The sequence below is a fragment of the Sorangium sp. So ce367 genome, assembly GCF_051520455.1.
GTDB classification, from domain to species: domain Bacteria; phylum Myxococcota_A; class Polyangia; order Polyangiales; family Polyangiaceae; genus Sorangium; species Sorangium cellulosum_B.
In genome coordinates this window covers 2,926,591-2,948,789 of the sequence record NZ_CP150334.1, presented here as the reverse complement: position 1 = coordinate 2,948,789, position 22,199 = coordinate 2,926,591, and the positions used below count along the sequence as shown (strand labels likewise).

At 67.6% G+C, this 22,199-nt stretch carries 19 protein-coding genes and 1 pseudogene; 9 read left to right on the top strand and 11 right to left on the bottom strand.

Translation table 11 applies throughout. From position 1 onward, the window contains the following. Positions 1-215: 215 nt before the first annotated feature. Complete coding sequence (locus WME97_RS11485) at positions 216-1,271, bottom strand: transposase (RefSeq protein ID WP_437551939.1); 1,056 nt, start codon at positions 1,269-1,271, stop codon at positions 216-218. Positions 1,272-1,777: 506 nt separating this feature from the next. On the opposite strand from WME97_RS11485, the gene WME97_RS11480 reads away from it, so the two are divergent. Further along, the gene (locus WME97_RS11480) at positions 1,778-2,410 is read left to right on the top strand and encodes a hypothetical protein (protein WP_437551938.1); all 633 of its coding nucleotides are present in this window, start codon (positions 1,778-1,780) and stop codon (positions 2,408-2,410) included. A 261-nt stretch (positions 2,411-2,671) separates the two neighbouring features. On the opposite strand, the gene WME97_RS11475 is transcribed toward WME97_RS11480, so the two are convergent. Next, positions 2,672-3,613 (bottom strand): hypothetical protein, encoded by a 942-nt coding sequence (locus WME97_RS11475; RefSeq protein WP_437551937.1) that lies wholly within the window; start codon positions 3,611-3,613, stop codon positions 2,672-2,674. Here WME97_RS11475 and hflX point away from each other — a divergent pair. Continuing rightward, positions 3,588-4,532 carry a GTPase HflX gene (gene hflX, locus WME97_RS11470; RefSeq protein ID WP_437551936.1) on the top strand — a complete coding sequence of 315 codons (945 nt, stop codon included), beginning with the start codon at positions 3,588-3,590 and terminating at the stop codon, positions 4,530-4,532. The genes WME97_RS11475 and hflX overlap by 26 nt on opposite strands. A 131-nt stretch (positions 4,533-4,663) precedes the next feature. Here hflX and WME97_RS11465 read toward each other — a convergent pair whose 3' ends face one another. Further along, positions 4,664-4,960 (bottom strand): hypothetical protein, encoded by a 297-nt coding sequence (locus tag WME97_RS11465; RefSeq protein ID WP_437551935.1) that lies wholly within the window; start codon positions 4,958-4,960, stop codon positions 4,664-4,666. 16 nt (positions 4,961-4,976) lie between these two features. Further along, positions 4,977-5,432, bottom strand: a complete 456-nt coding sequence (locus tag WME97_RS11460) for a helix-turn-helix domain-containing protein (RefSeq protein WP_437551934.1) — start codon at positions 5,430-5,432, stop codon at positions 4,977-4,979. Between the two features lie 505 nt (positions 5,433-5,937). Between WME97_RS11460 and WME97_RS11455 the strand changes: the two genes are divergently transcribed. Then, positions 5,938-7,482 (top strand): protein kinase domain-containing protein, encoded by a 1,545-nt coding sequence (locus WME97_RS11455; protein WP_437551933.1) that lies wholly within the window; start codon positions 5,938-5,940, stop codon positions 7,480-7,482. Positions 7,483-7,523: 41 nt separating this feature from the next. Here WME97_RS11455 and WME97_RS11450 read toward each other — a convergent pair whose 3' ends face one another. From WME97_RS11450 to WME97_RS11435, 4 genes and pseudogenes are all read right to left on the bottom strand, one after another. Beyond that, complete coding sequence (locus WME97_RS11450; protein ID WP_437551932.1) at positions 7,524-9,284, bottom strand: serine/threonine protein kinase; 1,761 nt, start codon at positions 9,282-9,284, stop codon at positions 7,524-7,526. Positions 9,285-10,066: 782 nt separating this feature from the next. Next, entirely contained in the window at positions 10,067-10,882 is an 816-nt protein-coding gene (locus WME97_RS11445; protein WP_437551931.1) for an ExeA family protein, read from the bottom strand. Then, positions 10,879-12,234: pseudogene (locus WME97_RS11440) on the bottom strand (DDE-type integrase/transposase/recombinase). The gene WME97_RS11445 and the pseudogene WME97_RS11440 overlap by 4 nt, the downstream one beginning before the upstream one ends. 119 nt (positions 12,235-12,353) lie before the next feature. Beyond that, the gene (locus WME97_RS11435; protein WP_437551930.1) at positions 12,354-12,752 is read right to left on the bottom strand and encodes a hypothetical protein; all 399 of its coding nucleotides are present in this window, start codon (positions 12,750-12,752) and stop codon (positions 12,354-12,356) included. Between the two features lie 79 nt (positions 12,753-12,831). Here WME97_RS11435 and WME97_RS11430 point away from each other — a divergent pair, with 79 nt between their 5' ends. From WME97_RS11430 to WME97_RS11405, 6 genes are all read left to right on the top strand, one after another. Next, a complete protein-coding gene (locus WME97_RS11430) occupies positions 12,832-12,987 on the top strand; it encodes a hypothetical protein (protein ID WP_437551929.1) in 156 nt (51 codons plus the stop codon). A gap of 485 nt (positions 12,988-13,472) precedes the next feature. Beyond that, positions 13,473-13,904, top strand: a complete 432-nt coding sequence (locus WME97_RS11425; RefSeq protein WP_437545645.1) for a hypothetical protein — start codon at positions 13,473-13,475, stop codon at positions 13,902-13,904. Between the two features lie 126 nt (positions 13,905-14,030). Continuing rightward, positions 14,031-15,380 carry a helix-turn-helix domain-containing protein gene (locus WME97_RS11420; RefSeq protein ID WP_437551928.1) on the top strand — a complete coding sequence of 450 codons (1,350 nt, stop codon included), beginning with the start codon at positions 14,031-14,033 and terminating at the stop codon, positions 15,378-15,380. A 2-nt stretch (positions 15,381-15,382) separates the two neighbouring features. Next, positions 15,383-16,192 carry an ExeA family protein gene (locus WME97_RS11415; protein WP_437543652.1) on the top strand — a complete coding sequence of 270 codons (810 nt, stop codon included), beginning with the start codon at positions 15,383-15,385 and terminating at the stop codon, positions 16,190-16,192. Further along, positions 16,189-16,446: a hypothetical protein gene (locus tag WME97_RS11410; protein WP_437543650.1), complete on the top strand. Its 258-nt coding sequence runs from the start codon at positions 16,189-16,191 to the stop codon at positions 16,444-16,446. Before WME97_RS11415 ends, WME97_RS11410 begins: the two co-directional genes overlap by 4 nt. A 1,646-nt stretch (positions 16,447-18,092) precedes the next feature. Next, entirely contained in the window at positions 18,093-18,698 is a 606-nt protein-coding gene (locus WME97_RS11405) for a Uma2 family endonuclease (RefSeq protein WP_437551927.1), read from the top strand. A gap of 277 nt (positions 18,699-18,975) precedes the next feature. On the opposite strand, the gene WME97_RS11400 is transcribed toward WME97_RS11405, so the two are convergent. The 3 genes from WME97_RS11400 to WME97_RS11390 all read right to left on the bottom strand — a co-directional run bounded on the left by WME97_RS11400 (position 18,976) and on the right by WME97_RS11390 (position 22,194). Continuing rightward, positions 18,976-19,554, bottom strand: coding sequence for a Uma2 family endonuclease (locus WME97_RS11400; protein ID WP_437551926.1), 579 nt, complete (start codon positions 19,552-19,554; stop codon positions 18,976-18,978). 173 nt (positions 19,555-19,727) lie between these two features. Then, positions 19,728-21,479, bottom strand: coding sequence for a cytochrome c/ABC transporter substrate-binding protein (locus WME97_RS11395; RefSeq protein ID WP_437551925.1), 1,752 nt, complete (start codon positions 21,477-21,479; stop codon positions 19,728-19,730). Next, positions 21,472-22,194 carry an SCO family protein gene (locus tag WME97_RS11390; protein ID WP_437551924.1) on the bottom strand — a complete coding sequence of 241 codons (723 nt, stop codon included), beginning with the start codon at positions 22,192-22,194 and terminating at the stop codon, positions 21,472-21,474. Before WME97_RS11390 ends, WME97_RS11395 begins: the two co-directional genes overlap by 8 nt. Between the last annotated feature and the right edge of the window lie 5 nt (positions 22,195-22,199).

The window sequence follows — 22,199 nt, the reverse complement described above, 5'->3', positions numbered from 1 at the left end:
GGCTACTCCTGCGGAACAGCCATCTAAGCGGATAGGCAACCATAGAGCTCTCGCGCGTCTCAAGCGCCGCGGGAACGGCGCCTGGCGAGCCGTCTATCGCGCATCAAACACCCGCTCGCCCCGTCGCAGGGCCCGCGCGCCGTGCATTGGGTGCAGCTCTGGCTCGACGGACCGCGACGTGCGTTCGCCATGACGGGCTCGGGCCGGGTGCCCACCTACGCCGCGTCGAACCCGAACGCCATCGGTTCCACGTTGGATCGCGCGCGGGTGCTGCCGTTCGGGGCTGCGAGGGCAAGTTCAGATGATCGAGGATGCAGCGCACCACCGCTGAGTCGGTGATCGTGGAAAGCACGCGCATCCTCCGTTCGCATCTCGGGCAGCGGAGCGCATCGAAGCCGAACGAACGCTTCATGAGCACGGCCCACTCGACGTAGCGCGACGTTGCGAACAACTCCCCTTCGAGCAGCCGCCCCCAGTGCACGACCGAGATCAGGGTCGGCTCGACTCGCACCGTGGGCTCGGCATGCGCGAGCGACCTCGCTGAGAGCACCGGCGGAGCGTCGCCCGTCGGGCAGGAGCTCGATTCGATCAAGCGCGAAGGCCGGGCGGGAGCAGTACCGCACGAGCCTCTCGCGCGCGGGTCGTCGACCGCCGTCATCCGCTGCGATGCGCACCGCGCAATGCACGTCGAACCCGTCGCACGCCGCGGAGAAGCGTCGCTCTCGGCGCTCGAAAGCCGCGTCGGGACTGTCGTTGTGCTCGAAAGGCCGCGCAAGATACGCTCCACCTGCGAGTGCGAGCTGGGTACACGCATCGAGCGCGGGGGGCTCGATGGTCTCGTTGCTGCGCTCCTCGGCCGCGCGCTCGTCGAGGTAACCGCGGCGCCGTAGCCAAAGAAGCGCACGCTCACGCACCCGTCGCGCCACCTCGCTGGCATCGTCCTTTGAAGGCGGCGGCGCATCCTGGAAGCGCACGCCCATGGCGGTCTTCTCGAAAACGCCGTCGATTGCCATCGCGTGAAAATGGACGTGAACGTTCAAGCTCGAGCCGAATCTCTGAGGGAACCCGACCGAGCCCGTCCGTGCGCCCGGCGAGCGGCGGCTCTCAGCCCGGCAAGAGGCGGCTCTGGGATGTCTGATCCCATGATGCGCGACCAGGCACCGCCCAACACAGAATTGGACCTGACGGCGCTTCGCGCCGCAGGTCAATTCAACGTTGGGCTGGCAGAGTGCGGGCACCCAGGCACGATCCCGAAACAGGCAGCAGCGCATCGAGGGGCCCGGCAACAGGGCGGCGAGCGAAGGAGAATCCCTCGGCGCTGCGCCGCCAGGCCAGGCGCCGACCCCGATCGGTGATGCCGCGGGCCCTTCACCGCGGGCGATGGGGCGGAAGAGGGCGCCGCGTTGGGCCACACCGGAGCCGCCCTCGGCGGCGAATCAGGCGGAAGCCATGAGAATCGCTACTGTTTCCAGCGACCGCTCGTCATCGACCGGTTTTTCTACTCGATCTTGCAGGCAGACGTGGGAGCGCGATCGGCCTGCTCGCGACGTTGCCGCTGGCCATCGATGCGCGCAATCGTGCCCGATGGATGCTGCGCCAGGTCTGGAAAAAATCCTTCGTGGCGGAATCGAGACTTCGTCGAGACCTGTGCGCGCGTCGAGCAAGAAGTCTGAGGAGGGCAGCGCGGCCGGTTCTGGCCCACGTTGGCACACGGGTGTTTGTCGCCGCCAGGGGCGAACCCCTGCAAAATCAGCCACTTAGATGCTCATTGTGACACATGGCACGAAACATGGTTATGTACGTCCCCGTGAAAAATCATCCTGTTGTTTGGCTCAGCTTCTTGGGAATTGCGCTTCTTGGCTGCAGCGGCGGTGAGGGCGGTGGCGGCGATGGCGGGGCCTCATCCCAGTGCGACGCATTGCGTGACGAGGCGTCGCCGGGGAACGTGGTCTTCAAACTCACGAACAAGCGCGCCACGCCGATTTATTACGACGACAACGGCGAATGTTCGAGGGCGTTCAGGGTCAGCGAGGGCGATGCGATGCCGCAATCGCCCGGCCTGACCGGGTGGCCCACCTGCGGGTGGTACATGGACAATGACGACCAGGGCCCGCTCGATTGCCTCTCGAGCGAGCTGAAAACCCTCGGGCCGAACGAGAGCGTCGAGCTCACCTGGGATGGCCGGGTCCTCGAGCACCATGATCTGCCCGCCGAGTGTCAAGACAGCCGCGAATTCCCCCCAGCCTGCGACAAGCTCGTCGCGCTCGATGCTGGCACCTTGACCGCGCATGTAACTTTCTGGGGTGACCAGGATTGCACCAACGGCATGTGTGTGGGGATCGATCATGCGATCAAGCAGCAGACGTTCTCGTTCCCCGCTGCAGGGGCGGTCGATATCGCCGTGGAGTGAGCGTCGGCGTGTTGACGCGATCGGTTTCTTGCAAGCACGGCAGCGCCGAGGGGGGCGGCTGAGCGGATCTCCGCCGGAGAGAAGTTACTGTCGCTTGATAGGCCCTTCACCGCGGGCAATGCAGCGGCGAAGGGCTTCCCGTTGGGCCACTCCGGCCCCGCCCTCCGCGGCGAAACAGGCGGACGCTATGGAAATCGCTATCGTTTTCGGCGACCGCTCGTCATCGACCGATTTCTCTGGCGGGATTTCTGACACGCGGAATCAGCGCAGGCGCAGCTGCACCCCCAGCATCCCCGTGACGCCGCCCTTCGGCAGCGCCGCCTCGGGCTTCGGGCGGACGCGGAGGTCGGTCTGATGGATCCGCACGAACGCCTCGGCGCTCCCGAGCAGGGCCACGCTGCCCTCGGCCGGCCATACGAGGTCGATCGCCGTGCGCGTCCCGAGGCTCCACCCGTGCCCTGTCTCTTCGGGCTTCTTCGGATCGACCGGGGAGGCCATCACCCAGTCGGCGGCGGCCTCGATCCTCGCCCGGACGAGCGCGTCGAGCGGCGCGATGGGCGCGGCGATGCCGCCGCCGCCCCCGAGCGCGAGCCACTGGACGGACAGCCCCGGGGCCGGCTCGCGCAGGGTCGTGGCATAGGACGCCGAGAGGGTCCCGAAGAACCCCGAGCGCCGGTCGAGCGCTGTGGCCATGACCCAGGCGCCGGCGCGGGCGGGGCCCGCGGCGCCGGCGGGGCCGCTATCGAGCCCGTTGCCGACGAGTCCGCCGGCGGCGAGGAACCAGCCCAGCGGGCGCGGCGGCGGCGCGGCGGCGACCGCCGGCTCGATGCCGGCCGCCGCCGCGCCGGTCGGCTCGGGCGGCGCCGGGGCGCCGGCGCGCTCCGACGCCAGGGCCGCGACCAGGAGCCCCGCGGTGCGGTAGCGGTCGGGCAGCGGATCCTCCTCGCGGAACTCGATCTCGCGCGACGACAGCGTGCCTTCCGGGGCGCCGACGGAGGCGACGTCGACCCGCAGGCGGCGGTAGTCCGGGCCGTCCAGCCAGACGACGGCGAGCGCCCGGACCGGGGTCCCGGCGCGCGTCGGGTCGCCGAGCGCGCACCCGCCGCCGCCGGCGGCGCGGGAGCACGCCTCGACGAGGAGCGCCGGGAGCTCGCCATGCACGGCAGGGCCCGACGCGATGTCGACGACGATCGGGGCCGGCACGAGAATCTACCCGGGGCCGACGCTACCGAGCGGGAGGGACGAAGGCAAGCTCGCCCGGATCGAGTACGAGCTCCCGCGGATCCGCGACGATCACACGCTCGGCGATCGCGAAGGCGGCGGCGGCCGCGCCTCCCGCGGCCACACGAACGTCGAGCTCGCCAAGCAGCGCGCCCGGGACCGGATGGCCGCGGCGCGCAGGGAGCTCGAGCAGCTCGAGGCGAGCGCCAAGCAGCGCCGCCTCGCCCGCGCAGACAGCTTCCGGGTGGCGCTCGTCGGCTACACCAACGCGGGCAAATCATCGATCATGTGCCAGCTGACGGGCAGCGACGTCCTCGTCGAGGACAGGCCCTTCGCCACGCTCGGGACGACGGTGCGCCAGCTCTCGCCGCCGGCGACGCCGGCCGTGCTCGTCGCCGACACGGTGGGGTTCATCCACCGGCTGCCCCATGCGCTGGTCGCCTCGTTCCACTCCACGCTCTCCGAGGCGCGGGAAGCGTGGCTCCTGCTCCACGTGGTCGACGCCGCCGATCCGGCGTTCCGCTCGCAGATCCGCGTGACGGAGCAGGTCCTCGCGGACATCGGCGCCGCGGAGACGCCGGCGCTGCTCCTGCTCAACAAGGCGGACCGCCTGGGTCGCGAGGAGCGCGACGCGCTCGCCCGCGAGCACCCGGGCGCGCTCCTGATGAGCGCCCTCGATCACCGGGACGGCGACGCGCTCCGGGCGCGGATCGACGCCTTCTTCGCGCAGCACCTCGTCGAGCAGACCGTCTCGATTCCCTACGATCGTCACGGCGTGCTCGCCGAGCTGCGCGATCGGCTCCAGGTGGTCCGGGAGGAGTACGGCGACGAGGTCTCCGTCACGGTCCGCGGCACCCCGGAGGCGCTGGGCAAGCTCGCGTCGCGGCTCTCCGGCGGATGACAGCGCGATCCTGTTCGTACAGCGTTCCCGAAGTTCGTCCGTGGATCGGCGCTGTGCCACCCGGCCACGAGCCGGGCTGGCCCGGCTCCGAAACGGAGCGAGCTCGTCGCAGGACAACGCTGCCGAACGAGTTACTCGAGCGGCGGGAGCGTCCAGGGGAAGGCCGTCGTTAACAGCTTGAGCAGTTCCTGCCACAGACCTCGGAAGCCCGTCTTCTCCCACCTGCCGGTATGGGTTGCGAACTGGAGCGTCCAGAGGTGGACGGTGTCGCGACGCAGCCTGGCGTGGGCGATTGGGTCCGCTTCAGGACCCGACTCGATGATCACCAGCTGTCCGTACTTGCGGGCCCGCAGGTGGGACAGTCCCTGGGCTTCGAGGTAGGTGCGGACCGAGGCGGCGTGCTCCGGGGAGGCGTGCGGCTTCGACATCGGACCGCACGAAAGCTCAAGCGGCGTAGGACGGCAAGCTCGCCCTCCACTGGCCACGGAACTTCCGCTCGACGAACGGCTCGTCGATCTTGGGAACGCACCACATTCTTTCCCGCCAGGGCTTGATGTCCTGGTCGGCAAGGGGTCTTCGTATGGTCTCTCGGCTGACCGAGCGAACGATTATTCTGCGCTCAACTTCGTCAACAATCAAGGCGATGGTCCATCGCGCCCGCCCCTCAGGCGGCGGACCGCAGACCATCGCGATGAGCGCAGCGGCCTGCGCGCTGTCGAGCAGCTTGGAGCGGCGTCGCCGGGGCTCCTCGCTCAGCGCGTGCTCGACGCCGCCCTCCAGGAAGCGGTTGGCTACACGCCGCACTTCGCGGCGGTACGTTCCCGTTGCCTCCGCTGCCTGGGTGATCGTCCAGCCCTTGTCGAGCAGGCGTAGCGCCTGGATTCGCCGTGCGACGAGCATGCCCAGGGGGCCCTCCCGCTCGCGTTGGCGCAATGCCCGCTGGTCCTCCTGGTTGAGTTGGAGCCCCTTGAACCTGGGCCTCGGCTGCGTTCGTTTGTCGCTCACAACCGCCTAGACGCACGAGTCGAGCGAAACGGATCGTCAAAACTGACGGGCGGCACTAGTCGCATTCTCATGAGTTCTTGAGCCTCGTGAGCGTCGGGGTTGAGGGTCACCGGACCGATGTGCGTCCAGTGGCGATTCTGGCCGGTCCAGCGCAAGGGCGTCCTGCGGCAAGCCCGCTGGTAGAGGGCGTGGCGGGCGACGAGCGGTGCTCCGCCGCGGAAGGACGCACAATGGGATTCGAGGACATTGCTCACGAAGGTGCTTGATGGGGGGGGGACTCGAGAGGGAAAGCTCCGCTGCCATGACCTCCGGTGAAGCCGCGCTGATGGTCAATAGCGGCTGCGCATGGCTGGGCCATTTTCGCCTTGCATTATGGCATTAATTTTGCTATCCATACATCATGATGCTAGCGATCCAAGCGGAGATTGATCAGGCGCTCCGGGTGCAGTGGAGGAACCTAAGCGTCGGCGACCGCCTGGGACCTTATGTCCTGAAGGAACCTCTTTTCGTGAAGCCCAGCCAGGCTCAGGAGATTACGGTCTGGTTGGCGGAGACCCCTGGAATCCTCGGCAGTCCAAGGGTCGTAATCAAGCTGTTTCACACGAGCGAAGCGTCACAGCACGCCCGGTCGAAGGCCGCCAAACGATTCTGGTATGGCGCTTCCGCCATGAGCAATCTCGAGGACTGCCCATCGATCGCAAAGCTGCGTCACCCGCCAGCATTCAGCCTGGGCCACCTCTGGTTCGCGATGGACTATTTTCCAGAGGGAAACTTCAAAAATCTCCTTGACAACCCGAGAAACTTAACCGACGACGACAGGGAGCAAATCATTGACGATATCATCGCTGCGGTTGAAGCAGCGCACAAGCGCAACCCAGTCGTCATTCACCGTGACATTCGCCCGGAGAATATCCTCATTCGCAAAGACCATGGTCGACATCGCGCCGTCCTTGCAGATTTTGACATGGTATACTTCAGACATGTCACGCTTGAGAGAACCACAACAGAGGGATTTCCGCTGTCATATTATGCGCCTCCCGAACTGCATAAGCCGCAGTCACCAGACGAATTCAAGAAATTGATACGAGATCCTGCGAACGATCTGTATTCAATTTGCATGGTGGTCTTCGAGCTCTTCGTGGACCCACCCTCGACACTTCCAACAGATGACAGCCTGGACGCGTTCCGTCAGCTTGTCGGCGCGTCGTCTTCGGCGCTGCGCGAACGCGTCGCACTGTTGTGTTATGGTGGGCTGGGCCCTAAAAAAAGCGGCAGGCGCTCTCGGGCCCCCTCTTCGGAGCTACGCGACCGCTTTGCCCGGTTGTGGCGCGCCTGGCTAGGATCGACCGAGCGAAGTGCTCAACGTTATAAAAACATCGATGAGCTGCGCGAGGCTTGGACACGCAATCCCACGCGTGAATGGCAACACCACGCTGTAACGCTCGTACTGATGAGTTGGTCGGCATCCCTGGTGATCCTCGCTGATTGGGTGTGGTACTATTGTCACTCTGCGCTGCCCCTCCGCGTGTTCATGAATGTACTCGCTACGGCGTTCGGCGTTGCCGGTATCCTCGCTCTCCTGAGATGGGGACTCGATCTGGCGCGTGGTCAGTTCCCGAAGTGGCGCGCGACTCTCGTCAAGCACTGGGGCGCTCGGACGGGCACGTTGCTGGGGATCGTGGTGGTGTCAGTGGCCTTGATTCCTGCAGTTGCCTCGAAGACTCGGCTATGGGAGCGCGTCAGGTCCTATTCGGTCCAGGATGCTGAGGGGTGCGAGGTACGTGATGGTTCAGGGCAAGTGATCGAAGTCATCAAGAGCCGCGATAAAAAAGAGCTCGAAGGGGACCCAGAAAAGGTCTGCTGCGCGGAAAAGGTAGAGCCGGACATCTCCGAAGGCTCGCTGTTCAGCCCAACGCTATCGAAATGCATATTGCCCACAAAGTAAGGGCTTCATGGACAGGCACGGTTCACGATCGATGCCGCGCTTTACGTAGGAGCAGCGGCTGGTGTAGGAGGTGCGGGAGGCGGAGGAGGTGAGGAAGGAGGCGCCTGCTGACACTTCTTCAACTCGGCGTCGCACGTGTTGTACTTTGCCTCAAATGGCTTAGACCTCTGCAGATCGGCGTCGCACGTGTTGTACTTTGCCTCAAATGGCTTAGACCTCTGCAGATCGGCGTCGCACGTGTTGTACTTTGCCTCAAATGGCTTAGACCTCTGCAGATCGGCGTCGCACGTGTTGTACTTTGCCTCAAATGGCTTAGACCTCTGCAGATCGGCGTCGCACGTGTTGTACTTTGCCTCAAATGGCTTAGACCTCTGCAGATCGGCGTCGCACGTGTTGTACTTTGCCTCAAATGGCTTATATGTTGCCAAGTCCACCGCACATTTGCTGTAATTTGCATTACACGCAAGTCTCTCCTTTATGCAGACATTTTTCCCCCACTCACAGCTATCTATTTCATTCGCACAGAGCCCTTTGTCCCTTGCACAGTCAGTTTTTTCTTTTGACAACTGCAAATCCTTTGTATCCAACGCCTCCACATATTGCTTAGCCGCCTCCTTCGCACGCGACTTGCATTCGTCATGGTCTTTTGACTGCTCAACCAGTCGCATTGACTGATTGGCAATTTGTTCTGATTGTACGTCTATCGTTGTATTTTTTTGCATGATAAAGTATCCCACTATACCCGCCACGGGAACAGCAGCAGCGAGCGCCGCTGCGCCGAACTTCATCCAGAAGGCCTTGGTTTTCTCTGGCTCAACGAGGATCTCGAGCTCCTTGATGATCTCGTCCATGGACGCGCGCTTCATTGGATCCTGATGAAGCCAACGCTTGAGAGCTCCGGTAAACTTGGCCCTTGTCGGCCCCCAAAGCCCTCGGATTTTTGTAGGAAGAGGGTTTCGCTCTCGATCCTCCATAACGCCCGTAACCATGGCAACAACATCTTTCCAATTCAACTCAGTGCTCTCACTATCTTCACCGAAGTATGCCTTGGTTCCGATGAGTGCGCACAACAACGTTGTTCCGAATGAGTAGCTATCCGTCTTTTCACTCAACCTTTGAGCTGCGCCCCGCTTCCCCTGCAGTGCATCGATCTGCTCGGGAGCTGCAAAAATTGGCGAACAAGCCACGAATCTGCCAGCCTTCTCCGTCGCAGCACCAAGATCAAGAACGATTGGATGCTTCTGCCCTCCGAATTCTGCAATAAATATATTCTCCGGCTTAATATCCTGATGACGAATACCTACTGCATGCAGGGCATTCAGCCCTCGTGCGATAGGAAGAAATATCTCGTACGCCTCGCGAAGGCTCAAACTATCGCGTTCTCGCAACATCTGCTCGAGAGTCTTTCCACTATAGAATGGCATCGTGAACCAGACATAATTCGACTCGACACCATGATCCTTAAGCTGTACAACGTGCGGATGGTTCACCGACGTGAGCATTGAAAGCTCTCTCCTGGCATCGCGCTTCTTGTAGGCGTCCAGTGCCACGATCTTCAGAGCAACCACATGACTCGGGAAATCCTTGCGATGGGCACGATATACCTTGCCAAAGGAGCCTTCTCCGATACTCCTTTCAAGCTTGTACTGCTCGCCAACGTCGTCACCTGCGGCGGGCATTCCGGTCGTCGACAAGTTGATGAGGACAGGCGCGCCGGGGACGGTCCGAGCGACGCCCGAACCTGATGGCTGGACCTCTGGAGGAGCAGGAGTCAATGCCCTCGCCGCGATGGTCCCAGCCATGGGCGCACGCTGAATAGGACCGCCTGCGCCCGAAAGCGGTGCAGCGACTGAGCCTTCTGCCGAACGAGCAGGCACTGCAGTGGCTCCACCGAGCGCACTCAAGCTCGAATCATCCACCGTGTCCGCGACACCAGCAGGCTGTCCATCGCCCCCCTCATGGAGGCGGATTAGCGTCTTTCCTAATGAATGTTTCATTGCAGGCCTTCCAGTCGAATCCACACGTCCACAATGGTACCAGCCACATTGTCAAGAATCTGGTGCGGCCACCCGCCCCGTATCGCTGAGTGGGGACGCGAGAGAAGATCCGATTCCGGCATCTAGGACGCTCCTTTCTGAGGCGTAGGTCACCAGAGGACCGGCGGCGCGTCAATGGGGGCAATGGCGAGAATTTAGGAACGGTCGGCGACGCTTCGGGGGGTGTGCCTGCGCCAGCGGCTCCTCGCCTGCGAATACTCGGGCCGATTGCGCGCTCGGGTCCCAGCGCGCTACGCGGTCGCGCCAGATCCATCGGCAGCTCCGGCGCGGGTGTCTACACGGTACATGCGTCCAGGGCAGCATGCTGGTCGCCGAACGGTGTTGACGCTCAGGCTGGCTGATGGTCCGCCGAGCAGGCCGCTGGATGGCCATCGCAGGCGTGCGCGGTTGCGGTCAAGGAGAGCGATGGCCATCGCTCGGACGCGTTCCGCAGGGCGGTTAGCAATGGCCATCATCGTTCGTGGCCGTCGACGCCGGCGAGGTGTTCCTTCGCCAGCACCGGGGGGTGCTCGTCGTGTCGGTCAGCGTCAGCTGCCGTCTGCACCCAGGTCGCCGACGATGCGCGCCATCACGTCACGCTCGACGAGTTTCTTCTTCCGTCGCGCCGCCTCGCGCAGCGCGGCGGTGGCCATGCGGTCGATCTCGCGCAGGCTCGAGCCAGCCGCCTCGTGGAGCAGCGTCAGAGCGTCCGCGGTGAAGACCTCGCGGTCGGCGCCGGCGCGGCTCATCCGGAGCCGCACGTACTCTCCGGTATCGTCGGGGACCATCGCACCGATCGAGAGACGCCGCTCGATGCGCGAGTACAGCGATCGGTTTTTGCGCAGCTCAAGCCGGTCTTGGAGGTCAGAGAGCCCTACCAGGATCAGCGACAGCAGGGCGCGGCTGTCCCATTCGTAGTTGAGCAGGATGTGGAGATGATCGAGCGTGTCTTGGTGGAGCAGGTGCGCTTCGTCCAGCAGGAAAACGGGGTGGATGCGCTCGCGGCCAAGGGTCTCGATGTGCGCGCTGACAGCGTAGAAGACGGCCGCCGCGGTTGCGGCGGGGTTGAGGCCGAGAGCATGGCAGAGCTGGCGATAGAAGTCGCGGCGGCCCAGCGTGGCGTTGTGGCAGTAGGTCAGCCGGAAGCCTGCCTGCGGCAACCGATGACGCACGGCCCGCAACACGCACGTCTTTCCGGCACCCGGCTCGCCGACCAGCAGCACTTGGGCGTGCTCGTGCACGGCCTCGCACACCTCCTCGACGAGCTGCTCCTTGGAGGGCGGCAGCCACAGGTCGCCGTCCTGGATCTCCTTGGAGAAGGGGGCGGCGGAGAGGGTGAAGAAGCGGACGTAGGACTCGCTCACGTTTCACCTCCGCGCTCGCTCGTGTCGGCGCCGGAGCCCATGGCGCGGCCGAGCGTCCGCGCGGGATTGAAGTCCACGGGGCGTGTCGGCTTGTCCGCCGCAGGCCCGCCGCACGGCAGCCGCTTGCGCCGCGCGTTGCGCTGCGGGTCGACCGGATGCAGCACCAGGCGCTTGCCCTCGTGCTCGACCCACGGCGGCTCGTCGGGGGTGACGAAGCACCGGGCGACGGAGACGATCTGGCCAGCGAGGTAGCCCTGATCGAGCTGCCAGGCGACACCGTCGACAGAAACGATGTTGTCGCCCGAGACGCGGCGCCGGGTGCGCTCGGTGAGCGCGACGCGTAGCGCCTTTTCGTCGACGACCCCCTCGGCCGCGGGGCGGGCCGCATAGACCTTCGCCGGCGTGTGGCCGAGCAGGCCCGCGTGCGGCGCCGGGTGGTAACGCCTGTCGAGGAAGGCGCGGAGCGTCGTGTTGATGTCGGCGAGCGACGCCACGGCGCCGAGGTAGGTAAGGCACCCTTCGCGCAGCGTGCGCCAGAAACGCTCCATCTTCCCGCGCGCCTCTGGGTCGTACGGTTTTGCATGCAGGAGCGTGATGCCGAGCCTCGCGCAGGCGGTTTTGAGGACGTCGCCGCGCTAGGTGGAGCCGTTGTCGAGATAGAGCGCGTCGGGCTTGCCGTGGCGGCGCAGGGCGTCGACGGTCATGGCGAGCATGTCGACCTCCTTCTCGGTCGTGTGCGCCTCGAGCGCCACGACGTAACGAGAGGCGTCGTCGAGCAGCCCGTGGATGCGGAGCGGCATCGCTTTGCCGCCGACGGTGCAGCCGGTCACGTGGCAGACGTCACCGTGCCAGAGCGCGCCGGGGCGCTCGGCTTGCCAGCGCAGTCGCGTCCTCGGCTCTCCCTCTGCGCGCGCGGCGCGGCGGCGGAGGCCGTGCGCGGCGTACAGGCGCCGTACGGTGGGCTCGGAGACCTTGCCCACTTCGAGTCGCCCCTCGTCGACGAGCGTCTTGAGGATGAGCGGCACCGAGGCGTCGGGATGCTCGCGCCGGATGTCGAGCAGCAACGTGCGTAGCTCTTCCGACACCTCCTGCGCGAAGCCGCGATTGCTGCGTGGCTGCGGGCGCAGGCCGTCGAGGCCAGCGGAGCGATACGCATACAGCCAGCGCTCGAGCGTGGGCACCGAGTAGGTGCGGGTGCTGTGCGCGCCCGGCGGTCGAAACCGCTGCTCGCTCAGCGCACGCAGCGCGGCGGCGAGCTGGCCGTGGGTGAGTACACGGTGCATGAGAGGGCCGATGACCGTGGCGCGATAGATCGCGACGGTCTCGGCGTGGTCGGCAGGGCCGAGGGCCATTCGGACAGGTCCTTTCTGCGCCTTGTTGGCGCGCGGTCCTTGTCCGGGATCGGCGGCGTTTTCGGCAGGGATCCTCTCAGGTGGGCTGTACGATCGGGGTTCCTCGGGGGCAAAGGCCCTCATGCCGCATGCGCGGCGCCAAAGAATGCGCGCTGCTCGATCGGCAGCGCCCGGGTCGTCGGGTCCGCGCTTGCCGCGAGCGATGTCGCGACGGCGGCTGCGCTCTTTCGGAGCGAGACAGACGGGCCTGGGTCGGGGGCACCCGAAAACAGACGTCGCTGTGCGACGTCGCGCGCCCACCGGCGCAGCATCGCCCAGCCGGCGACGGCGCTGTCGCCGAGGATCTTCGCCGGGCCAACGCGCCGACGGACCTCGGCCGCCGTCGCGAGCGCCAGACCCCAGAGCGCGAGGGCGAAGCCGATCGCGGCGGCGCTGTACACGCGAAGGCCGAGCACTCCGCGAGGAACGACGAGCAGCACAGCGCGGCAACCGAGGCAGCGGTAGCGGCGGGCCGTCACCGAGAGCACCTCGGGGGGATGGTCTGGGCTGGCGGGGCCCCAGACCTGTCGCTCGCGCCTGCCATGGCCTTGGAGCCGGATGGCGCCGCCCAGCGGACAGCTCGCTGCGCCGCAGACGGGGTGTTACCGAGCACCGTCGTTGATGCCCATGGTGCGCCTGTGGATCCAGCTCTTTGATGGCGGGGCGCTCGACCCACCGGAGAACACCATCGTCGAGGCGGATCAGACGCGATGACAGAGGTGTCCGGGGGCAGCAAGTTGCCGGAGCGCTCCCCGGCCATGCATTACGCCGAGTCCGATGAAATTCTCATTGTAGCTCGTCCCGAGCACGAACGCGCTGGTCGAATCCAGGAGCACAGGAAAAGAGGGAGCGCGCATTCCGTTCTCCTCTCGAAAATTACCAGCACGACTCCTCGCCCGTCGGCGTAACGAACGGAGTAGGTCAGCGGCAGGAGTGGAGCATCGGCGTGGCGCCGGCCACAAAATAGGCGACGGGAGGAGCTCGTTTGGCCGCGTGCCCCCTCCCGTCGTGCTCCGAATCGCTTGAAAGAGCGGAGCCCTCAACAGATCGTCCATTTGGACCTCGATGTCAAAGGCTGGCTTGGTTCCCCGCCCACCGTAGACCGCGCGCGGCCAGCCCGCTGCCCCCGTTGCGGCGCGGCGGGGTGCCCGCTGGGGGGCGGGTTGGGGCTGTGGGGTCACGGAACGCGGTCGCGGCAGGTGCGCGGGCCGCTGGCTGCCGGTGAGCGCGGCGGGCTCGTCACGATCGAGGCGCGCCGCTATCGATGCCGCCGCTGCAGCGCCGCGATCACGGTCGTGCCGCGGGGCGTCGCACCGCGACGGCACTTCGCCGCGACGGCGATCGGTCTGGCCCTGCTGCTCGTCGGCGTCGCCGGTGCAGCGCTCATCGAGGTGCGGCGGCGCGTCAGCCCTTGGTCCGCCAGCTTCGATGCTGACAGCTGGGTGACCGTGCGGCGCTGGCTACGCGCCATCGACCAGAGGCGCCTCTTTGCGGCGGTCCGCCCCAGTCCCCTCGCTGCATCGCTGCGGCAGCGGGCCGAGCGGGCGGCGATGACGCTCGTCGCGATGGCGCCTTTTGCGGCCGAGGTCCCCGAGGCCGCCGTCATGGCAGGCGCCGTGCGGGCCGCGTGATGGCAAGCGGCCCGCTCGCCGAGCTCATGCCGGACCCCACCCGGTTGGATCCTCGGTCGGCGGAGCGCCTTGCGCTTGGATGGCTGTGCGGCCGGTGCGGTGTCACCGGCGCGGAAAGGACACGACGTGCAAGACCCCCTCCAGCCGAAGGACCACGCCGAAGCGGTGGCGCTCTATCGCAGCGAGATCATCGGCTCGCTCATGCACCGCGAGCTCGACCGCGGAGAGCTCGCCGAAGCGCTCGCCGACCTGAGCAAGCAGCGGTTTCGCCCACCACGCGCCCATTCTCCGCGCACCTACTCCGTCCCCACGCTCGAGCGCTGGTATTACGCGTACAAGACCGAAGGTCTCGAGGGCTTACGCCCCAAGCCCCGCAAGGACAAGGGGCGGGCGCGCGAGCTCACCCCCGAGCAACGGCAGATGCTGCTCGAGATCCGAGAGGAGCACCCGAGCGCCTCGGTCTCGCTCATCCTCGACACCCTGATCGCGGCGGGCCGCATCGACAAGGGCGCCATATCCGCCACCACGGTGCGACGGCTGTATGCCGAACACCACCTCGATCGCGTCGCGCTGCGCGATCGCCCGGGCGGCAAGGTGCGGCTGCGCTGGCAGGCCGAGCATCCCGGCGCCCTGTGGCACGGCGATGTGTGTCACGCGTCGCCGATCCTCGTCAACGGCAGCCCGGCGCCGGTGCGCATTCACGCGCTGCTCGACGACGCCTCGCGGTACATCCTCGCGCTCGAGGCGATGAGCGCCGAGCGGGAGGTCGACATGCTGGCGCTCTTCATCCGGGCGCTGCGCAGGCACGGCGCTCCCGACGCCCTCTACCTGGACAACGGCTCGACCTACCGCGGGCACACCTTGCACCTTGCGTGCGAGCGACTCGGCACCACCCTGATCCACGCCCGCCCGTACGACGCCCCCGCGCGCGGCAAGATGGAGCGCTTCTGGAGGACGTTGCGCGAGAGGTGCCTGGACTTTACCGGCGCGCTCGGGTCGCTCCACGACCTCAACGTCCGGCTCTACGCATGGGTCGACGAGCACTATCACCGCACACCGCACGCGGCGCTCTTCGGCAAGTCCCCCGCGCAGGTCTACGAGGAGTATCCCCACGTCACCGACGACCTCGACGAGCGGAAGCTGCGCGACGCGCTCACGGCCCAGGCCCGCCGGCGCGTGCGGCGTGACAGCACGCTCTCGATGGATGGGGAGGACTGGGAGACCGATCTCGGCTTCCTCGCCGGCCGCCTCGTCACGGTGTCGAGGTGCCTCGTCACGCCGACCGAGCCGCCCTGGATTGAACACGAGGGCAAACGCTTCGCCCTGCACCGGGTCGATCCGGTGAAGAACGCCCATCGGCCGCGACCGGCCTGCAACCTCGATGTCGCTCACGAGGCGCGCGTCCCCTTTGACCCGCCGAAGACCCTCCTGGACAAGGCTCTCGGACGAACGCCCCGCGATGACGAGGAGGGATGACCATGGACTTCTGCAGCTACTTCAGCTTCACCGCAGAGCCATTTTCCAAGGAGGTCGAAGACGGCGAGCTCTGGCTCCCCCCGTCCAAGCAGATGGTACTCGAGACGCTCATCGAGGCGGTGCACGCCAGAAAGAGCGTGCTGCTCGCCGGTGACCCCGGCGTCGGCAAGACGTGTCTGCTCCGCGCGCTCCGTCATGCCCTTTCGCCGCAGACGTTTCGCCTGACCTACTGCGCCAACGTGACGCTTGGACGCCGGGACTTCTATCGGCAGCTCTGTCTGGCGCTCGGTCTCGCTCGCTGCAGCACCGCTGGAGACGTCTTCTACGCGGTCAGCACGCACGTCGAGGAACTCGCGAAGGAGCGCGTATTTCCGGTCTTCGTCCTCGATGAGGCCCATCTGCTTCATCAGGACACACTCGATCATCTTCACATACTCCTTAATTACGCATGGGATAGCCGCGCATTGCTTTCGCTCGTGTTGCTTGGCTTGCCCGAGCTCGGCGAGCGGCTCCGCGTGCGCCGCAATCGCTCCCTGTATTCGCGCCTCCATTACCGATTGACCATCGACCCGCTCACGCCGGACGATACGGCCGACTATCTGCGTGTACGTCTCGGCCGAGTCGGCTGCACGAAAGAGCTCTTCACCTCGGACGCCATCGCGATGCTGCACGAGGCGGCCGCCGGCAGCCTGCGCGACACCGATCGACTCGCCACTGCCGCGCTCCGCGCCGCTGCGCGCAAGAAGCGCAAGCTCGTCGAGCGCGACGTCCTGAGCCGCATCCTGCAGCTGGACGCAGAGGAGGCCGGGTGAACCCCGTCCCCGTGGCCGAGGGGGACACGCGGCGCGGCGACGCCGCGGGCAGCGCAGCCGCCGCCCTCGTCGCGGCCCTCGCGCTCGCCCGCGGCGCGCTCACCGCGCGCTACCCGAGCGACCCGGATCCGCTGTGCCCTCGTCTCTACGCCGTTGACGTCGTGCTCCACTACCTCGATCGGCTCGACGACGCTCTCGCTCGCTACCACGCCGTCCTCGACGGCGATGACCGCCTCCCACTCCGCATCGACTGAGAGCGCCGGCGCTCTGCGACCGCCGCAGTCACCCGGCGCATGCCTCGCTGCGATCGCGGTGAGCGGAAATCCAGCTCGATGATGGCCATCACAGAGCCGGATCTTCCGGCCATCAAGCAGCCTGCTCGGTAACACTGCGGTCGACCTACCCCGTCGTGAGACAGGCGTGGACGCAACGAGGGGTGGTAATTTTCGAGCGCTGAACGGAAGGGGGCGCCCGCGTGGGAAGGGCTTCTCTGAGCCGACGCAACCGTGCTCAGAGGGGACGGGGATGAGAATCTTGAGAGGCTGGCGGCAATGCATAGTGCGCCGCAGCGCTCCGGAGTCGTCGTCCCGGGTTGCGTACGCGCAGCGAGCATTCTCCTTGATGGCCAGCCTCGTTGGGCGGAACCCCTCACCATCAAGCAGCGTGCTCGATGCGGTGCGCTGCCGCATCAATGAGAGGGCGCGGTAATAAACGGTTGCGGATGCTCCGCGTCGGCCTGGGCCCTCCAGCTCGACCAGAGCCGTGTGTACCTATCAAGAGCGCGTTGTGCCTCTCCACGGCCGTGATCTTGAGGGGACGTTTGCCAGGTCGCACTGCCTCTCGGACATCGCCAGGGCGGTAAGCGCACGCGGCGCGTCGTCGGCTGCTGCGCTGCCGGCGTTCGAGGGCATTCGAACCGCGGCCGATCTAGGCCCAGGCGGAGCGCCGCGTTTTCCCTGCCCGCGCGGCTCATCGATGCGGCTTGTTACTATCGGCGCGGATTTGCCCGCCTCTTCGAGGCCGGGGGCAATCCTAGTAACCGTCTGGGCGCCTCGTGAACGCTCCGGGCCGCCACCTCATCCCAAACCGCGACCAGACGTGTCTGGGACTCGGCGAGCGAGACGACCACTGCCGTCCGATACTACGGATTGACCGGCACGATCTGGTTCTGGCCTGGCGCCAGGTTCGCCGGTTGTGCCCGCGTCGGGTCTATCGCTTCCGACTGGCCGCGATCTGTCGTCACGCCCTCCGAAATCCCGGAAGGTGCAACGGATCGCGACGGTGCGCTCCCACGAACTCGTCCTTGGGAACACCCAGGTCGAGTTCGAGCCGTCCTACGGAACCACCTCGATCCACCCCGATGCACGTATAGCGGCGTCGGACGCCGAATCCATCTGGAAGAGGCTCGCTCCGAGGACGCCGGTCCGATGGTTCCGCGTGAACGTTACGGGCGGGGCTCGCAGCCGCTCGAGCGCCGCGCTCAGCCCCTCCCGCGTCGCATGGGCACCGGCGCGCTTCAGCGCCTCGATCGCGATGTGCGCCGCGGCATAGGCGCTCGCCTGGATGCCGGGCGGCCTCGCCCGCCCGGCTCAGGAAGGCTCGCAGCGCGTCCTCCGACGCCCGCTCGCGCTCGCCCAGGGAGCCCGGGTACAGGTAAGATGCACGCGGCCAACGAGGTCGCGGGCAGGCAACGTCGTCGAACGGCCAGGCGTAAGCAACCCGGGTGAGCTCGACGCCATCAACGCGTGAGGCGACGAGAGGCCCGCCCGGCGACGCTCAGGCGTGCGAGCTTCGCCGGCGAGTTTGTCAGGGGTGGGCTCCCTGGCCTTCTGGTCGGTCGCAGTGACGCGTCGGCAACGCCTGTGGTGCCCTCGACAGCCGCCAGAGCTATCCTGCGCGCATGTCGGGAGCCGCGTCCGCCCGTCGCCTCGCCACCGCGGGCGATCTGTTGGCCATCCCCGAGCACGAGCGTTTCTACGAGGTCATCGGTGGCGAGCTCGTTCGTAAGGCCATGCCGAGCGGCCCGCACGGGCGCGCCCAGCTCCGGATCGGGAGCCGGATCAGCGGCCCCTATGACCGGCGGCCCGGCGGCCGATGGCCCGGAGGCTTGTGGTTCGCGACCGAGGTCGAGGTCGAGATGGAAGCCCACGAGGTCTACCGTCCCGATGTGACGGGGTGGCTGCGCGAGCGCTTGCCGGAGCTGCCTCGGGAGGTGCCCATCCGGGTACGGCCGGACTGGGTGTGTGAGGTATTATCGCCGTCGAACAGCCGCAACGATCTGTTCAAGAAACTCCGAACGTACCAACGCTGCAAGGTGCCCCACTACTGGATCGTCGACCCGGAGACCGAGACGCTCATGGTCTACCGGTGGACGACAGAGGGATATCTGCTGGTGCTGGCAGCCGAGCGGGAGGATCGGGTCAGGCCCGAGCCTTTCGATGCGATCGTCCTGAAGGTGGGCGCGCTGTTCGACGACGACGAGGACGAGGAGGAGCGGCAGCGGTGACGGACCGCCGCCCCGCGACGCGGAGACAAGGGCACCGCGAGAGCGCCGATCACGTTGGAGTCCCCGAAGAAATCAACAGAAGGGAAGACAACCCACAAGGGCGCGAGGGGCGCAAGGGGAAGCCAAAATCATCGCGCCTCTGGTCCCTTGCGCCCCTTGCGGTTGAATTTTGACGTGATCGATCCTCTGAGATCCGTCTTCCGGTCCGCGCAACAGCCACGGTGGCTACCGATCGGCCTGCCTCGTGGCGAATACGGGCGCGCGGCCTCCGCCCACGTCAATCGCCAGCGAGCTCGAACGCGCCTGCGTACACCGCGTCGATCGAGATGGTAGCGCCGTTCGCCAGCGTCAGCGTGTCACCGGCCTCCAGCACCCGGTAGCGCCAGGAGCCATCCGCCTCGCGACGATAGTGCTCGACCCGCGCAGACGTCTGCGAAACGAGCACGTAGTCGGTCAGCGAGGCGAGGCGCTGGTACGCCGCCCACTTCTTGCCGCGGTCGTAGGGCTCGGTGCTCTGCGAGAGGACCTCGACAAGGATGCACGGGTTCGTGAGGACATCGCTCGTGCCAGGTTCCGTGTCCATGGGGCCGCACACGACGACCGAGTCCGCATAGACGTAGCGCTGCCCTTGCTCGGCCGAGATCCGCTGATCGGACGTCAGCACGTGGCACCCCTTGCCGCGAACGGCCGCTCGAAGCTCCGCGATCATGGCGCCTGACAGCAAGTTATGCCGAGGGCTGCCACCCGCCATCGCGAACACCTCGCCGAGATGGTACTCGTGCTTCGCAGGCTGGCTCCGCTCCCACGCCAGGTACTCCGCGGCGCTCATGTTCCGCATCGTGGCGGGATCACCCATGGCGCCGAGCCTAGCGCGACCCCGCAGGGGGAACCAGCCCGGGGAGGCTCCCATCACTTTGGGTCGCTGAGCTCATCGGCTCGGGCGAGGACGCGCGCGCGATGGTTGCACTCGCCCTGGTCACGAGAGCACGGTGCCTGGGCAGGGAGGACCGATGTCGGGATGGCCCCGCCCTACGGGACCACCTCGATCCACTCCGACGCTCGCACGGCGGTGTCGGACGTCGGATCCATCCGGAAGACGCTCGCTCCGAGGACGCCGGTCCGGCGGTTCCGGGCAAAGGTCACGGGCGGCGCCGGGCCCGCGTCGAAGTCTCGCAGCCGCTCGAGCGCCGCGATCAGCCCCTCCCGCGTCGCATAGGCGCCGGCGCGCTTCAGCGCCTCGATCGCGATCTGCGCCGCGACGTAGGCGCTCGCCTGGATCCCGGGCGGCCCCGGCGCGACGCCGGCCCGGCGCAGGAACGCCTGCAGCGCGTCCTCTGATGCCCGTTCCCGCTCGCCCAGGGAGCCTGGGTACAGGAACAGCACGCGGCCGGCGAGCTCGCGGGACGGCGCCCCGGCACTTCCGGCGAGCGATCCCAGCGAGGCGTAGATCGGCGCGGCCGAGCCGGCGTCGTCCAGCGCCGCCCTGGCGCTCGCGAGGTCCGCGCCGGGGCCCCAGAAGAGAACGGCCCGCGCCCCGTGCGCCCGCACCGCGCCGGCCACGTCGCGCTGCGAGAGGCGGCCTGGCTCGAAGGAGAGCGCCTGCGGCGCAGGAAGATCGCGGTGAGCTGCCTCCGCGCGCGCGCCCGACGCCCAGGCCTCGCCGGCGCGGTCGCGCGTGTGCACGACCAGCGCGAGCGACCCCGCGTTCGCAGGAGCGCCGGCGAGGTGCTTGACCGCCACGCGGGCCAGCACGTCGGGCCCCGGCAGCACCTGGAACACGACATCGTCGGCCCCGGCCGCGCCCCCTGCCGCGACATCCCGCGCGCGACCAGGGGCGCCGCCAGCCAACCCCGGTGCGCCCGCGCCGCCGGCCAACCCGGGTGCGCCCGCCAGCGCCAAGGGCCCCACGAGCGGCGCCCGCTCCTCCGAGAGGCGCGCCCGCAGCGCCGGATCCCCGTCGAAGGCGCTCCCCACCAGCGCCAGCACGCCCCGATCCAGGAGGCGCGCCGTCGCCCCGGCCTCGCCCGCCGGCCCGGCGCTGTCCTCCACGCGCAGCTCGAGCCTCCGCCGGTAGAGGCCGCCCCGCGCGTTCACCTCGGCGAAGGCCGCCATCAGCACGTCGCGCGCGGCCGCGCCCACCGGCGCATCCGGCCCGGTCAGCGGCAGCGCGGCGCCCAGCGCCACCAAGCCCGCCGTGACGCCAGGGTCCAGATCCCGGCCGACACAATCCAAATATTCAACAAGATCCCATAGATCCGCGTCCGCCAGGCGGTACCGCGGCATCACCGGACTCAGCCGCTGCCCCGCGGGCCCTCGCCCCTCGCGGATCGCCGTCACCAGCGCGGCGGCGGTCATCGCCCCCTCGCCTGTCGCCCTCCCCTGCCCTGCTCCCCCACCGCGCTCGCCGCTGGCCGCCAGGCGCCGCTCGGCCGCGAGCGGCGGTGCAGTGACGCCCCCCTCGGTCGTCCCCTGCCCGCTGGGGCCGTGGCAGCCCGCGCAGGCGGCCTCTCGGCCGGAGAGCGCCGCGGCGCCGCTGGCGATCGCGCCCTCGATGGCCCGGCCGTCCTCGGTCGCGCCGCGCTGGTAGATGCGCTTGCCGCGCCGGGCGGCCGGCGAGAGCTCCTCGCATGACGCCACCTCGCCCGCCGCAGGCGCGTACGCCCGGGGCGCTCCCTCATCACGGCCGAGCGCCCACGCCGCGACCGCGCAGAGCGCCACCGCCGGCACCGCCGCCAGGAGGCCGAGCCGCCCCCTGCCAGAACGGGCCCTCGCCCTAGCCACCGCCCGCGCTCCGCGCCGCTGCCCCTCGCGGCGGAAGGAACGCCCGGACCTCGTCCGCCAGGCGCCCCGGCGGCGCGATGCCCTCGACCCGCGTCCAGCGGCCCTCCGCCTCGCGCCCGATGAGCGTGATCGGCGCGTGCCGCTCCTTGATCGGCGCGCGCCCTCCGAGCGCGTCCAGCACGCGGTTCACGCGCTCGCGCCGCCCCGTCAGGAAGGACCAGCCCTTCCGCCGGCCGAACTTCTCGGCGTACGCGTTCAGCCGCTCCGGCGTGTCCATCGCGGGGTCCAGCGAGATCGAGACGAGCCGCACGTCCCGGTCCAGCGCGCCGCCGAGCTCGGCCTGGAGCCGGCCGAAGATGGCCGTCATCGGCGAGCAGATCGTCGTGCAGGTCGTGAAGATGAAATTGACGGCAAGCACCCGGTCCCTGGCGAGCTCGCGCAGACGGACGGGGCGGCCGTCCTGATCCACGAGCTCCTCGTCCAGCACCTCGACGCCCGTCGCCGGCGAGGCGCGCACCTCCGCCGCGCCGTCCGCGGAGAGCCCAGGCGGCCCCGCGGCCGCGGAGACGTCCAGAGCATGCCCAGGCGGCCCCGCGGGAGCGGGGGCGGCGTGCTCGCCGGGAGGCGCGCTCCCGCGGCCGCACGAGGCCGCGGCGAGCGCGCCGGCGAGGATAACGACCAGCGCTTTCAACGCACCGAGCGACAGGAAACGCATGTCGG

Excerpts from the sequence above, each read along its gene's own strand:
- WME97_RS11405 (WP_437551927.1), top strand. The coding sequence starts at position 18,093 with ATGTCGGGAGCCGCGTCCGCCCGTCGCCTCGCCACCGCGGGCGATCTG.
- WME97_RS11465 (WP_437551935.1), bottom strand. The coding sequence starts at position 4,960 with ATGTCGAAGCCGCACGCCTCCCCGGAGCACGCCGCCTCGGTCCGCACC.
- WME97_RS11485 (WP_437551939.1), bottom strand. The coding sequence starts at position 1,271 with ATGCGCTGCTGCCTGTTTCGGGATCGTGCCTGGGTGCCCGCACTCTGC.
- WME97_RS11430 (WP_437551929.1), top strand. The coding sequence starts at position 12,832 with ATGGCGCCGCCCAGCGGACAGCTCGCTGCGCCGCAGACGGGGTGTTAC.
- WME97_RS11400 (WP_437551926.1), bottom strand. The coding sequence starts at position 19,554 with ATGGGTGATCCCGCCACGATGCGGAACATGAGCGCCGCGGAGTACCTG.
- WME97_RS11415 (WP_437543652.1), top strand. The coding sequence starts at position 15,383 with ATGGACTTCTGCAGCTACTTCAGCTTCACCGCAGAGCCATTTTCCAAG.
- WME97_RS11450 (WP_437551932.1), bottom strand. The coding sequence starts at position 9,284 with ATGGCTGGGACCATCGCGGCGAGGGCATTGACTCCTGCTCCTCCAGAG.
- WME97_RS11480 (WP_437551938.1), top strand. The coding sequence starts at position 1,778 with ATGGCACGAAACATGGTTATGTACGTCCCCGTGAAAAATCATCCTGTT.
- WME97_RS11455 (WP_437551933.1), top strand. The coding sequence starts at position 5,938 with ATGATGCTAGCGATCCAAGCGGAGATTGATCAGGCGCTCCGGGTGCAG.
- hflX (WP_437551936.1), top strand. The coding sequence starts at position 3,588 with ATGTCGACGACGATCGGGGCCGGCACGAGAATCTACCCGGGGCCGACG.
- WME97_RS11460 (WP_437551934.1), bottom strand. The coding sequence starts at position 5,432 with ATGCTCGTCGCACGGCGAATCCAGGCGCTACGCCTGCTCGACAAGGGC.
- WME97_RS11390 (WP_437551924.1), bottom strand. The coding sequence starts at position 22,194 with ATGCGTTTCCTGTCGCTCGGTGCGTTGAAAGCGCTGGTCGTTATCCTC.